The organism is Legionella worsleiensis (genome assembly GCF_001467535.1).
Lineage (GTDB): Bacteria > Pseudomonadota > Gammaproteobacteria > Legionellales > Legionellaceae > Legionella > Legionella worsleiensis.
Map to the genome: position 1 here is coordinate 83,732 of NZ_LNZC01000003.1, position 12,635 is coordinate 96,366.

A 12,635-nucleotide genomic window follows, 5' to 3' on the forward strand; every position below is an offset into this window, starting at 1 on the left:
CAGAACCTGATGCAGAATGATTCAGTTGTTGTCTGCGGCTGGCTAATGCGTCCAGTAAGGCCTTCTTCAAGGGAGCATCGGTATGCTTTTTTTTTCATGGGAGACTGGAGAACTGCTCGCTGCGGAGGCATTTTTTATTGGGTTATTTCTTTTCGCCAATTCCGCTTGTAATTCTTTGAAAAACCCTTCACCGTTGAATATCCGGCCAGGTTTTGGCGGAGTACTGGATGTTAACGATGGCGGTGGCGGAGGCATTCTGAGGATAGCCAATGAGGTATCTTCGCTATTTGGTACCTGAGGTTCCACAAGTGCTGGTTGTGTTTCGTGTTCCGAGGAAGATGCTGGCATATCGCAAATTTGAGGCGATGGTTCAGCTTTTGAGCTATTGGGTTGCTTCAGTTCTGATTCCTGATCTTGCCTATCGAGTTGTACAGGGGGCGCTTGCAGAACTGGCGGTGTTTCATTTGTAATTTCGGAATCGTGTGTATGCGCTCTGTGCTCCAGACTTTCTGGCTTTGCCTGGATCAGATCATGAATGAGGCCAAGTAAATCCGCGAAAGAGGCCAATTCCCTCCTGGCGGTTATAATTTGCGGTTGGAGTTCTCTAAATGTCTGTTCATTAAGAATTCGTTCCCTTAAATCATGATTTTCTGCTGCAAGTTGAAGGTTTTCTTTTTTTAATTCAGCATTTTGTCTTTTCAATGATTCCAGTTCCAAATCATAAGCCACCTGTGCGTATTTTTGAGCTTGCTGGGTTGAGTCCAAAGCCTTGCGCAAATCCCTTATTATTGGTTCTGAAGATTTGCCCTCTGGCGCTATCTTGATGTGCACGGGCGAATGAGTATTCATGGCACTAATTGGGGTATAGGCAAGCTTTGCCGTATTGTAGGTACTTAAAAAATCATTCCAGCAAGAGAGTAAATAAGGATTGGTTTTGGCTGAGAGATTAATTGGAATGGTTAGACTTTCTATAATGCTGGTATCGTGAAATGAACCCTTGTTTTTTTTACAAGTTTTTAATATTCCCCTCAGGTAGTCGCATATCCCGCTATGATTTTGTTGCTTTTTCCATCCAAAAGACCCAAGTATGGAGCTGCCGCCCGTTGCCTGGTAATTGTTTACGAACTCTTCAAACGCATTTAAAAATTCCGCACTTAATGGCATGGTTCAATCCTGATCCTTGGAATCTGATGGGATTCATTTAATATCAGCTACTCTTAAAACTCAATAAGTTTACGTTATATTTTTTGTAAACCTTGGTATTAATTTATCTTTGTGCTCCCCAAACTGTTTGAACACATCAGATGTTGATCCGATTAAACGAAGAGTAGGCTTGTCATAAAACCTATGTTGTAGCATGATACCTTTTAGCCTCCACCAAAGCGCATCATGGAGCATAAGTCTCGTCATTCCAAACTCGTTTTATACTTGGTTTCAGGGTCGTTATATTATGAGTCTACCCTTTTTAATCAACGGATTAATAGGTTTAATTTAGCTGAATTTTTAATTTGAGCAGCTCTTGGATGCCTGGCACAAGCCGAGGCACGCAGGCGGGGGGGGAATTTGTCAACTCGCCCAAGAGTTATTTATACTGAAGTATTAACACTATAAAGGAGGACGGTGTGAGAGCAAAGGACAAAACGGATACGGATTTATTTTTACCCATGCAACTCGGTTCCCTTACTTTGGCAAATCGAATTGTTATGGCGCCTTTGACTCGTAGTCGTGCAGGAGTGGGTGATGTTCAGGGAGCCATGAACGCTGAATACTATGCTCAAAGAGCCTCTGCAGGTTTAATTATTTCTGAAGCAACGCAAATTTCGCCTCAGGGGAAGGGATATGCTTTTACGCCTGGTATTTATTCAGAACAGCAAACAGCGGGTTGGAAATTGGTTACTGAAGCGGTTCATCAACAAGGCGGTTTGATCTTTGCGCAATTGTGGCATGTGGGGCGCATTTCTCACCCTGATTTACAACCGGATAATCAGTTTCCTGTGGCTCCGTCAGCAATTAAGCCTTTGGGAAAAGCATTTACTGAAACAGGATTTAAGGATTTTGTCACCCCTCGAGCATTGGCACTTGATGAATTGCCCGGAATTATCGAACAGTATGTCCATGCGGCACGCTGTGCTCAAAAAGCAGGTTTTGATGGAATAGAAATTCATGCGGCGAATGGTTATTTGCTGGAACAATTTTTAAGTGATAAAACCAATAAACGCACCGATGGTTATGGTGGCAGTATCGAAAATAGAGCTCGTCTATTACTTGAGGTAGTCGAGGCCTTGACTGGTGTATGGCCAGCAGAGCGAGTAGGGATCAGGTTGTCACCAGTCAGTCATGCAAATGATATTGATGACAGCACACCTATGGAAACTTTTTCTTATGTGGTGCAACAATTAAACCATTTTGGTTTGTCCTATATTCATTGTGTTGAGGGTGAAACCATAGGTCCTCGTAACATCCCCGATAATTTCAGTTTCGCTGCATTACGTGCACTTTATAAGGGAATTTATATGGCTAATAATGGCTATGACCTGGAATTGGCTTTAAGCGCTCGAGCTAACAATCTGGCTGACTTGATTTGTTTTGGCCGGCCGTTTATTGCCAATCCAGACTTGGTTGCACGATTGAAAACAGGCGCCAAATTAGTCGAGGCGCCAAGAGAGACATGGTATGGCAATGGGGCAAAAGGGTATACCGATTGGCCTTCTCTTTCCTAAAATTTCGCCCATTAAGCCTGGGCAGAATATAAAGGGCTAACCCAAAGTGGATTCGTTGGAGCTGTCTTCATCCATCCGGTAATACTGTAGCGAGTATGATGGGTTAGGCAGACCTCATGGGGTAATTCACTATCAAAACAAATGAAGCGGTTACCCTTAGGCGATACTTTTTGCAGAATATGGTTTTCTTTGGAATACAAAATCAATTCTCCGCCGAATTCTTCTTGCCAGGCTTCATTTAAATAATAAACACACGAAATTTTGCGTGTTTTTTTGGTGGCAAACTGGTCTATATGTTTTTTGTAATATGTTCCGGGCTGATAGACGGCAAAATGTGTTTCAAATTCAGTCAGACCTAAGAAGAGGGTGCGGTTTAATAGACACGCCAGTTCATTAGTTCGTTTTAAATAGGTCTGAACGCAAGGTTCTATTGTTTGTTCTTCCAGCCAGCATATGGCATCGGTTCTGATGGCGTTATTGTGATGAGTTTCGTTTGTATGCCCGATTCGAGCGTTACGAAACAGCCCTTGTTGTTGCAGATTTTCACAATAAGCGATTAATGCTTTATAGTGTTCCGGGGCAATGAATTCATCAATGAGGTGATATCCTTGAACACTGATGTTATGACTTATTAATTCAGGATCAAGCACGAATTTATCTCAGCTACAGATTGTGAGGCGGATTGTACGCCAACTTAAAATTCTTGCAAGCCCTGCTGGTTGTTTTGCAGGGTAAACGCATCTAAATTATGAACATAAATCTCCACTCTTTTGCCTACGTCCTGCGCTTTATGCGCAGGATCTATGCGATCTTAGTGCAGGCAAAGATCTGGATTCTGCGCATAAAGCGCAGAACGTAGGCATCTTGGTCTTAGATGATACGTTTGGATGCGTTTGCCCTGGTTGTTTTGCTCTGTACTGGACAATAGAGCACGGAACGAATACGGGCACCATTAACATTGGACACTGGCACCTATTTGTTCAGTGCTTTATTGTTTGGTATGGGGGCTGTTTTGTTCCATCAGGATTATTTTCTGGAAATTGTTCCTTCGAGCATGTACTGGTATTGGCGCCATTCGGGCATAAATTGGGTCATCAGCCGGTAAAAACGTGAGTTATGGCTTGCTTCATGCAAATGAACCAGTTCATGAACCAGGACGTATTCAAGACAAACCAATGGTTTTTTTATTAAATTCAGATTTAACCAAATTCGGCGAGCTCGGGTATTACAAGAGCCCCAACGGGTTTTCATTTTTTTTATACCCCATTCAGCTGTTTGTACCTGGATAATGGCTTCCCAATGGTTTAGCAATTTGGGAATGAGTGCTTCCATCTCTTTTCTATACCATTTATCAAGAACCATTTGTTTTTGAGTAGGTGTTGTTTGGGGTTGGCTGTATAAAAACAACAATTCGCCATCAAGTCTTACAGCACTGGGGCCATGATGTTCTTTAATGACCAATAAATAGTTTGTTCCTTTAAACGCAATTGTTGCGCCTGTTTCCAAGATCTCTTCCTGATAAGCTGAGCGCTTGCGCATTTGTTCACGCTGCATCTGAATCCATTTACTTTTTTCCTGGAGATGCTGTTTGATTAAACGGTCGCTAAAACTTAATGGAGCGCTTACTTTCACCAAACCTTCGGGGGGATAAATTTTAAGATTCATATGTTTAATTGGCTTTTTGGAAACTTCTATAGAAATACCGTCGATTTCGATGATCATAAGCAGATTAATGAGAGATTGGTTACAGGATTATACCCATAACCCTCCAATGCGTGCTATATACTTTTTGATAGAGATGTTCCACTCAAAGACTAACGCTCAGCTCCTTCGCAAGGACTATCCACGTATTCGCCGTTGATCTCTAAAACCATATTGACGCTGGCTCGTTGGTAGCGTGCCAAGGTATCGTATTGCTGCTTTGTAATATACCCGTAAGATGAGCCGCAATAGACTAATGAGGTTGCGCCGGGCTTGGATTTCACTTGCACCGGTAAGTCACAATCCCAACGAAATTGAGTTAAATCGCAATAAGCGAATGCGCTACTAAGTGGTAGTACTGATAACAATAAAAAAACACATCCCTTATTCTTCATGTTTTTCTCCAATGGCGATTTGTATTTATTAACTTAAGTATAGGTTAAATATCAAACTCAAGGAGGGAGGGGGGTAGACATGATGTTTCACAAGATTTTTATTGATTTTAATGATATATATTGAACAAGGTGAATCAAAAGGTCTGTAAATATGCTTTCATCCAGTCATGATTATCTTCAGGCACTTCGACACGGTCATTATTTGCGTTTTTTAGAATGGCCGCAATTTATTGTTCAGCATTATGCTACGCAAGACCATCCTATTGGCGCTGATGAAGCAATAAATTTGATCATCTTTGAGTGGTTAAATCATGGGTTTTGCGAGGAGGACATTCGTCACATGGCGTTGTTGACTGCAGTTTATGATTTAGATACCAACCCAATCAGAGCTGAGTTGGCCTATGCATTCACCTCTTTATCTATTAGTTTGACCAGCTGCATGGTTTATCAGAGTACTAATTTGCAACGTAATCTTATAAAATCTGAACCTGTAACTGCCCGGGATATTACGCTATTGATAAGAGAGCAAGGTGATGCTTTGGATGGATGCTACTTTGCAGAACAGTTGGAATTAGAAAACAGGCGCTTGCAGCGTTACAAAGAATCATTAGATAAAGATTTAGTCATTGGTACTTATGAGCAAATTAATGCGATGACTCAACCACGCTATTTAACCGATGAGTACATTACCGTTCTCGAACACGCTCAAATTGCAAACGACCAGTTACACCCATCACGGTTAAGCTTGATCAAGCGTCTGGCACAGTATTTAAAAGAACAAACCGAATATACAGAGCAAGTTAAAGAAGAAATTGGGGTGTATGTTGCACGGTTATGGGAAATGAATCCCGCTCCTTTTGAAGAAGAATACCTTAATGCACTGTCTACCGGCACCTCTATCGCCAATTTATGGAAAATGGCTGTTTCTTATGGGTTAATGTTTTTTAGTATTCTGCAACCAAGCACCTTACCCAGTATCACCGATGAGACATTGGATAAATCGGCTAAAATGTGATTTTTTTTATCGGTCTTTTTCATGCGCCAGCAAGCGCTCTTTGTAAGAAATGGAGGCTGGATTTCCCATATATCCGCCAAGATTATCTTTGCCAACAACACGATGGCAGGGAATAAACAATGCCAATGGATTGCGCTTACACGCCTGCCCAATAGCTCTGGGACTGGTTTGCAGTTTAAGGGCTAATTCCCCATAAGTTAATGTGCGACCTACTGGAATGACCAGCAGCTCGTTCCAAACGTTCAATTGGTAGGGACTGCCTTTGGGTTTTAATTGCAGTTGAAATCGGTGATGCGGATTGTGCTTGTAGGCTTCAAGTTCGTCTTTAATGACATGAGCCAAACCGCTATTGGGAGTCGTTTCTGATTTTTGCGTAAACGAAGAGTTAAAAATAAAATGCTCATCGTGTGCTACTTCAAGTCTGCCCCAAGGGGTAGAAAAAATAGACAGGATGAGCATTGAATTCAAGAATTAATCGCCTTTTTTGGCTGTTAATTTTTCTTTGATACGAGCAGCACGACCTGCCAAATTACGCAGATAGTATAATTTTGCACGGCGAACATCACCACGACGTTTAACAGTGATGCTGTCAACAATTGGGCTATAGGTTTGGAATACACGCTCAACACCCACGTTGTGAGAAATTTTGCGAACAGTAAACGCAGAGTTTAAGCCACGATTTCTCTTGGCAATTACAATGCCTTCAAAAGCCTGTAACCGTTCACGAGTACCTTCAATTACTTTAACTTGAACAAGAACAGTGTCACCTGGATTAAACTCAGGAATTTCCTTGCCTTGCATTTGCTCAGCATTCAATTGGTCAATAATATTAGTCATGGACTACTCCTAAAATTGGTTTCTCCTCAACAGGAATCACCGTGTTCGCATTTATAACTATTCAGCATCTGTTCATGGATGCTCTGAAAACTGCGTGTTTTCTACCTTTACTTAGGTATTAAACAGTGCTCTTTCTGAAACTCGGCAAGCAGCTGTATGTCTGTTTCGTTCAACTGCATGTGTTCCAGTAAATCTGGGCGTTTAAGCCACGTCTTCCCCAAGGATTGTTTTCTACGCCATCGCTCTATATCCCGATGATTACCCCCCAGTAAAACTGGCGGTACCTCCATACCGTCAACGGTTGCAGGTCTGGTGTAGTGAGGGCAGTCAAGTAATCCATTCATAAATGAATCTTGCTCTGCCGAACCCACATGTCCCAGGCTACCGGGTATCAAGCGAATTATGGCATCAATAAACACCATGGCGGCAAGTTCACCGCCACTTAATACAAAATCCCCGAGAGACCATTCTTCATCAACATGATGACTGATGATGCGCTCATCAATTCCTTCATATCTCCCTGCGATAAACAGCAAGGGTTGCTTGTCATTTGCTACCTGGTTCAGGTCTGCCTGACGGATTACTTTGCCTTGAGGGCTCAAATAAACCGTTTTACAATGACTTGGCATCTGACTTTTAGCATGCACAAGTGCCGCATGGAGCGGCTCGTACATCATGACCATTCCTGGTCCGCCACCGTAAGGCTTATCATCTACCTGCCTGTAGGGCCTGGAGGACCAATCACGTGGATTCCAGTGCGCAATATGTACCAGATCCTGTTCTATTGCCCTGCCGGTAACCCCGTATTTTAATCCATCCATTATTTCTGGAATCAGGCTGATTACGCCCAGATGCAAAACCACTTAAAAATCCGCATCCCAATCAACAGCAATAACCTGTTGGGTGTCATCAATATCCATTACAAATTGCCCTGGCAAATAAGGTATCAAATGCCTTTTTTCACCTTGAACTACCAACACATCATTAGAACCCGTGGGCAAGACCTCAGTCACCATGCCAAGAGTAACCCCTTGTTGATTGATTACGGTCATGCCTATCAGTTGGTGCCAGTAGTATTCACCAGGCTCCAATTCAGCAAGCTGATCTTTTTGAACGGCAATATTGCAATTGGTCAACCGAGAAACCAGCTCACGATCAGGATAACCGTCTACCTGCGCTATTATTGCTTTATTGTGTACTTCAATGCTTAATAGCTTTACCGGTTGCCACTGATGGTTTAAAAAGGCATGCCAGTCGGTATATCTCAGAATATTATCTCGAGGTTCTGTGAAGGAGTGAACCGTAACAAAACCTTTAATACCATGAGAGCGGCCAAATCGACCTAATACAACCCAGTTTGCCTGATTATTCACTTTATTAAGCAGCTGTTTCAGATTTCTTTTTAAATTCTTTGATCAATGCGCTGACACGATCAGATAATTGTGCGCCAACACTCTGCCAATGAGCCAGTTTTTCCATTTCAACATGCAGGCGAACTTCTTGTCCTCGTGCTACTGGGTTGAAATAACCAATACGCTCAATGCAGTTACCATCGCGACGTTTGCGGCTGTCAGTTACTACCATGTGATAAAAAGGACGCTTTTTGGCGCCGCCTCGTGATAAACGTATAACGACCATTGTTTTCCTCTACTTTAGAGTGGTTACATAAAAATGCCGAGTATTGTACGAAAATTAACTCAACATGGGAAGTAATTCTTTTAATTTATTTTTTGACCCATTATTTTTGTCTGAGAATGAATACAATTTAAGGTGTTTGCAATTCATCAGTCATTAATAATGGAATAAAAACAATTACTTTAAATCACCTGGAAACATATCTTTGATTCCAGCCATTCCTCCTAAACCTCGCATCATTTTTTGCATCCCGCCAGGTTTGGAAAATTTCTTCATCATTTTTTGCATTTGTTCAAATTGTTTCAGTAAACGATTCACATCTTGAATCTGCGTTCCAGATCCCAGAGCGATGCGTTTTTTTCGCGATCCGACAATTATTTTAGGAATTCGTCTTTCTTTGGGGGTCATTGAATTGATAATGGCGACAGTTTGTGCCATTGCTTTATCATTGACCTGTTGTAACGCCTGCTGAGGCATTTGCCCCATACCTGGCAACTTGCTCATCATCCCGGATATTCCGCCCATATTATTCATTTGCAGCAGTTGCTGTTTAAAATCTTCTAAATCAAATCCTTTGCCTTTTTTTAATTTTTTGGCCAGCTTTTCACTGGCCTGTTTGTCTGTTTTGCGTTCGACTTCCTCGATTAAAGTCAGGATATCTCCCATACCCAGTATTCGTGAGGCGATACGCTCTGGATGAAAGGGTTCCAAGGCTTCAACTTTTTCCCCACTCCCGATAAACTTGATGGGTTGCCCGGTAATTTGCCTTACTGAAAGCGCAGCCCCACCTCGGGCGTCACCGTCTGTTTTGGTTAAAATAACACCGGTCAATGGCAGTGCTTCATGGAACGCTTTTGCCGTGTTTGCTGCGTCTTGCCCCGTCATGCTGTCTACAACAAACAAGGTTTCAATTGGCTTGACTGATTGGTGTAATCCTTTGATTTCAGCCATCATTTCTGCATCAACGTGCAGACGTCCGGCCGTGTCGATAATAACCACGTCCATGTACTGTTTTTTTGCCGTATCTAATGCTTTTTGCGCAATGGCTATAGGTTGTTCGTTAGCCTCAGCAGCAAAAAATGCAACGCCAACCTGTTCGGCAAGAACTTTGAGCTGCTCGATTGCGGCCGGTCTGTAGACGTCAACACTCACCAGCATGACTTTTTTGTTTTCGGTATCTTTTAAATAACGAGCCAGTTTGGCGGAGCTGGTTGTTTTACCTGAGCCTTGCAAACCTGCCATGAGGAATACTGCGGGAGGTTGGGTTTTAAAATCAAGCTCGGCACGCTCATCGCCCATGATATGAATCAGTTCATCATGTACCGTTTTTATAAACGCCTGATCAGGATTTAAACTGGCCATAACCTCCTGGCCCAGCGCTTTTTCTTTTACTTGTTCGATAAACTCTTTAATAACCGGTAAGGCCACATCGGCTTCTATGAGCGATAACCTGACTTCACGCAGAGCCTGTTGAATATTTTCTTCAGTTAATCGGCCCTGTCCGCGCAGGTTTTTAAAGGTTCGGGTCAACCGTTCGGTTAAATTATCAAACATAATAATCAAGCACTCGCAAAAAAATGAAACTATAGCATAGACCTGAGTTCATGACAAAAAAACCTGCTGATTTAACAGAATCGCCTGGCGTATGTTTATACCCTCTCACATTCCTCTGTGACTAAGAGGGGGGGGGTATTAAACAGGTGCAGCTGCCTTGCCAGTCAGGTGGCCAAGGAAAGATGCCTTTTTGCATCATTTCCCAGTCGTATGTATGCTCGTCTTAAAACGATTCAGACTGTTTTTGCCTGTACACTATGTATTAAAAAGGTTTGATCTCCGTGCTTTATTTATGTACAATCAAGGCGTTTACATTGCACAAGAACCCAATTGATGTCCAATAATTTTACGTTTTTTGAAAGCAAAGCTGCAAAAAATGATGCCAGGAACGCTCAAAAAGGCTCACCCCCCGATTTATTGTGTTTAAAAGGGGAAGCAGGGACGTTGGCGTGTAGAGTCCATGACCCTTTGTATGCACAGTATTTGCCACAACACACCGGACCTTGGGGTAGACGTAAGTATGCCTGGCTTTCTGAAGAAAAAATGAACAATCTCGTTGCAGTCAGAGGGCGGCCTGGAGCGGGTATGGTTGGTCCTGCTGATTATTTTGGTGATTTAGACCGTTCCGACCTGTATCGGTATACCATAGACATAGGCGCTAATTTCATACCTCGATTCACGCAACATCCTCTTGATGAACAGGGTACGTCCACACCTAATCCCGTCCAAGCGGTTCCGAATGATGCGATAACCCGAGTAAACGCACAATGGTTTAGTGGTTTTGACAAGGAAACAATCAGCGCCAAAATGGCTGAATACCCAAGCTCTTCAGTTTTTGGCGGTAATTTGTTTCCTAATTCCGGGATTTTGGAAATTGCGGGCGTAGAAGACATTAAGCTTAAGTCTTTTAACCCTGTAGGCCTTGATTTATCCCCTTTTAAAGCCCGCCTGGTTCCTAATGATAAGCCTTTTCAAATAACCGCAGAGCAGTTGCATATAGACGATGAGTATTGTGCGGTGACCTATCATTACGATACAGATTACGCTGAAGAGCAAGTTAAGACCGGGGGCGGTGCCTTTCTTGAATTTCATCAGTTTGCTCAAACAATTACGCCTCTTGCTCCCGATAGTTGCGGATTTGTAACCCTGGCTAAATGGAATGACCGGCACACGCAGCTGGAGATGATTGGTGTGCAAATTCTTTACGGTTATACCTTGATCGTTGAAAAACGTTGCATTCACGGTGATACAACTCTGGACGGTATGTTTTTGATGTGCATGACCTCGGATCACGTGACCATGGCAACTGCTGACACAGTATTTTTGAAGCAGGCTGAAACCAAGAATAACATCAGTATGACTTTGGATAGAACCCCTGATAAACCACTTGCCCCAAGGCCTTTGCGCTTGATGGATCCCTTGGTGGTCTATGAGGAAAATAAGGAGGACGACTGTGCGCAGTTTCGTTCCAGAACACGAGGTATGAGTTTTATTTTTACGCCAACGAAGGGGTATTGGGAGGTTAAAAAACAGGATTTAGGTACTTTAGGACTGTGGTTACTATCAGGGACGTGTATGATTGCGGCAATTATTTTGCTGGTTCCAGCTCTGGTTGTGCTTGCCGGAATTGGATTAATGAACATGTTGAGTGAAATAACTCATGCAGCTGGTGAACATGATCCTGCTGTTGGGGTTTTAGCTGTTTAACCGTTTTTTTGGAGAAAAAAATTATGTCTGAATTATTTGTTTTAAATCATGAAAACGCCGAAGAGGTAGTCGAGGTTTTCCAATCGATCAACAGTGAATTGTCGGTTACACCAGTGTCTTTTGCGCAGGAATCCAGTTCCCCATCTCATACCCAGCCAGCAGGAATTGTTGTCTGCTTCCCGGCAGATGAGTTTGATACAACTTCACCACAACTGTGTGCGCAGATTGAGCAATTTTTGAAAATTAACAATTTCAATTCAACACTACCTATCATTCCCGTGATATATCAGGCAGACCCCGAGTTTAAGAACCTGGGTAAGCTATCCTCAGAGCATCAGTCCTTGAATCTTTTAAATATACCCTTGGTATGGTATAAAAATGAAACAGCCGAGGAATTTAAAGCCAAAATAGCAAAAGCCAATTTTCAGTCTGGATATCATGTGAACACCGTATCTATTGATATCCAGTTAAGCAGAAAAAATGTGGATATTGCTCGCGCTGCAATAATTGCTGGTTCAGTAATTTTGGCTATTGCTTTAGGTATATTAACCGGTGCTTTGGTTGGCGGTTTGGTTTTTGGTGGGCCACTTGCAGTGTTTCTAGGTGTTACTCTTGGCGTAATTGTTGGCGGAGTTACTGGCGGGCTAGCCGGAAGCCTCATGATGAGCGCCTCTGATTCAAGCGCTGCGGCTTTAAAGGATGAGCAAGAGCGTGCCACTGAATTAAAACAAACCGAAGAACGGGATCGAAGAGACACCAACATAAATACTCTTAAGGCCATTTTATTTCCGGCTAAACCGGATGCATCCCAGTCCTCTGCTCAGACCGAAGAAGTCCAGCATCATTCTGCTCCTTTTGCTCGTTTGACAACAAGTTCAAAGCTGGGTACTCGTTCTATGGAGAGAGCGAATCAGGAACCTGTCGATTCAGATGAGTCGCAACGTTCTTGCCGAACCAGATAATAAAGTATTAGCAGAAGCCTGGACTGTATCGAGTAAGTAGTAAACGCTCTCGAATACGGTTCAGTGCTTACCCTTAAGATTCCTTTCTTTTTTGGGGATGCGGCAGACT

14 protein-coding genes and 1 pseudogene are annotated in these 12,635 nt (G+C 42.7%); 4 read left to right on the top strand and 11 right to left on the bottom strand.

From position 1 onward, the window contains the following. Positions 1–66: 66 nt before the first annotated feature. Positions 67–1,164 (bottom strand): coiled-coil domain-containing protein, encoded by a 1,098-nt coding sequence (locus Lwor_RS02300; RefSeq protein ID WP_058492285.1) that lies wholly within the window; start codon positions 1,162–1,164, stop codon positions 67–69. 150 nt (positions 1,165–1,314) lie between these two features. Next, positions 1,315–1,410 (bottom strand): annotated as a pseudogene (locus tag Lwor_RS14045) (IS5/IS1182 family transposase); the annotation flags it as partial. A 212-nt stretch (positions 1,411–1,622) separates the two neighbouring features. On the opposite strand from Lwor_RS14045, the gene Lwor_RS02305 reads away from it, so the two are divergent. Continuing rightward, entirely contained in the window at positions 1,623–2,720 is a 1,098-nt protein-coding gene (locus tag Lwor_RS02305; RefSeq protein WP_274519223.1) for an alkene reductase, read from the top strand. Positions 2,721–2,731: 11 nt separating this feature from the next. Here the strand turns inward: Lwor_RS02305 and Lwor_RS02310 are convergent, their stop codons facing one another. The 3 genes from Lwor_RS02310 to Lwor_RS02320 all read right to left on the bottom strand — a co-directional run bounded on the left by Lwor_RS02310 (position 2,732) and on the right by Lwor_RS02320 (position 4,816). Then, positions 2,732–3,370 (bottom strand): 2OG-Fe(II) oxygenase, encoded by a 639-nt coding sequence (locus Lwor_RS02310; RefSeq protein WP_058492286.1) that lies wholly within the window; start codon positions 3,368–3,370, stop codon positions 2,732–2,734. Between the two features lie 376 nt (positions 3,371–3,746). After that, positions 3,747–4,442 carry a M48 family metallopeptidase gene (locus Lwor_RS02315; protein WP_058492287.1) on the bottom strand — a complete coding sequence of 232 codons (696 nt, stop codon included), beginning with the start codon at positions 4,440–4,442 and terminating at the stop codon, positions 3,747–3,749. Between the two features lie 92 nt (positions 4,443–4,534). Beyond that, positions 4,535–4,816: a hypothetical protein gene (locus Lwor_RS02320; RefSeq protein WP_058492288.1), complete on the bottom strand. Its 282-nt coding sequence runs from the start codon at positions 4,814–4,816 to the stop codon at positions 4,535–4,537. Positions 4,817–4,967: 151 nt separating this feature from the next. On the opposite strand from Lwor_RS02320, the gene Lwor_RS02325 reads away from it, so the two are divergent. Further along, positions 4,968–5,831, top strand: coding sequence for a helical bundle domain-containing protein (locus Lwor_RS02325; RefSeq protein ID WP_058492289.1), 864 nt, complete (start codon positions 4,968–4,970; stop codon positions 5,829–5,831). Between the two features lie 6 nt (positions 5,832–5,837). Here Lwor_RS02325 and Lwor_RS02330 read toward each other — a convergent pair whose 3' ends face one another. The 6 genes from Lwor_RS02330 to ffh form a co-directional block, all read right to left on the bottom strand. Continuing rightward, positions 5,838–6,290, bottom strand: coding sequence for a methylated-DNA--[protein]-cysteine S-methyltransferase (locus Lwor_RS02330; protein ID WP_058492290.1), 453 nt, complete (start codon positions 6,288–6,290; stop codon positions 5,838–5,840). 12 nt (positions 6,291–6,302) lie between these two features. Then, entirely contained in the window at positions 6,303–6,668 is a 366-nt protein-coding gene (gene rplS / locus Lwor_RS02335) for a 50S ribosomal protein L19 (protein ID WP_058492291.1), read from the bottom strand. Positions 6,669–6,775: 107 nt separating this feature from the next. Next, positions 6,776–7,531 carry a tRNA (guanosine(37)-N1)-methyltransferase TrmD gene (trmD, locus tag Lwor_RS02340; protein ID WP_058492292.1) on the bottom strand — a complete coding sequence of 252 codons (756 nt, stop codon included), beginning with the start codon at positions 7,529–7,531 and terminating at the stop codon, positions 6,776–6,778. Beyond that, positions 7,532–8,041 carry a ribosome maturation factor RimM gene (gene rimM / locus Lwor_RS02345; RefSeq protein WP_058492293.1) on the bottom strand — a complete coding sequence of 170 codons (510 nt, stop codon included), beginning with the start codon at positions 8,039–8,041 and terminating at the stop codon, positions 7,532–7,534. It abuts the gene before it with no gap. A gap of 4 nt (positions 8,042–8,045) precedes the next feature. Beyond that, a complete protein-coding gene (gene rpsP / locus Lwor_RS02350; protein WP_058492294.1) occupies positions 8,046–8,306 on the bottom strand; it encodes a 30S ribosomal protein S16 in 261 nt (86 codons plus the stop codon). A gap of 174 nt (positions 8,307–8,480) precedes the next feature. Beyond that, the gene (gene ffh / locus Lwor_RS02355) at positions 8,481–9,857 is read right to left on the bottom strand and encodes a signal recognition particle protein (protein ID WP_058492295.1); all 1,377 of its coding nucleotides are present in this window, start codon (positions 9,855–9,857) and stop codon (positions 8,481–8,483) included. Between the two features lie 333 nt (positions 9,858–10,190). On the opposite strand from ffh, the gene Lwor_RS02360 reads away from it, so the two are divergent. Together Lwor_RS02360 and Lwor_RS02365 are read left to right on the top strand one after the other, a co-directional pair. After that, a complete protein-coding gene (locus Lwor_RS02360) occupies positions 10,191–11,564 on the top strand; it encodes a hypothetical protein (RefSeq protein ID WP_058492296.1) in 1,374 nt (457 codons plus the stop codon). Positions 11,565–11,587: 23 nt separating this feature from the next. Further along, positions 11,588–12,526, top strand: a complete 939-nt coding sequence (locus Lwor_RS02365; protein ID WP_058492297.1) for a hypothetical protein — start codon at positions 11,588–11,590, stop codon at positions 12,524–12,526. The last annotated feature ends 109 nt before the right edge of the window (positions 12,527–12,635 follow it).

Bases quoted from the DNA above. Each gene is read 5' to 3' on its own strand.
- Lwor_RS02300 (WP_058492285.1), bottom strand. From the start codon at position 1,164: ATGCCATTAAGTGCGGAATTTTTAAATGCGTTTGAAGAGTTCGTAAAC.
- Lwor_RS02315 (WP_058492287.1), bottom strand. From the start codon at position 4,442: ATGATCATCGAAATCGACGGTATTTCTATAGAAGTTTCCAAAAAGCCA.
- Lwor_RS02320 (WP_058492288.1), bottom strand. From the start codon at position 4,816: ATGAAGAATAAGGGATGTGTTTTTTTATTGTTATCAGTACTACCACTT.
- Lwor_RS02325 (WP_058492289.1), top strand. From the start codon at position 4,968: ATGCTTTCATCCAGTCATGATTATCTTCAGGCACTTCGACACGGTCAT.
- Lwor_RS02330 (WP_058492290.1), bottom strand. From the start codon at position 6,290: ATGCTCATCCTGTCTATTTTTTCTACCCCTTGGGGCAGACTTGAAGTA.
- rplS (WP_058492291.1), bottom strand. From the start codon at position 6,668: ATGACTAATATTATTGACCAATTGAATGCTGAGCAAATGCAAGGCAAG.
- rpsP (WP_058492294.1), bottom strand. From the start codon at position 8,306: ATGGTCGTTATACGTTTATCACGAGGCGGCGCCAAAAAGCGTCCTTTT.
- ffh (WP_058492295.1), bottom strand. From the start codon at position 9,857: ATGTTTGATAATTTAACCGAACGGTTGACCCGAACCTTTAAAAACCTG.
- Lwor_RS02360 (WP_058492296.1), top strand. From the start codon at position 10,191: ATGTCCAATAATTTTACGTTTTTTGAAAGCAAAGCTGCAAAAAATGAT.
- Lwor_RS02365 (WP_058492297.1), top strand. From the start codon at position 11,588: ATGTCTGAATTATTTGTTTTAAATCATGAAAACGCCGAAGAGGTAGTC.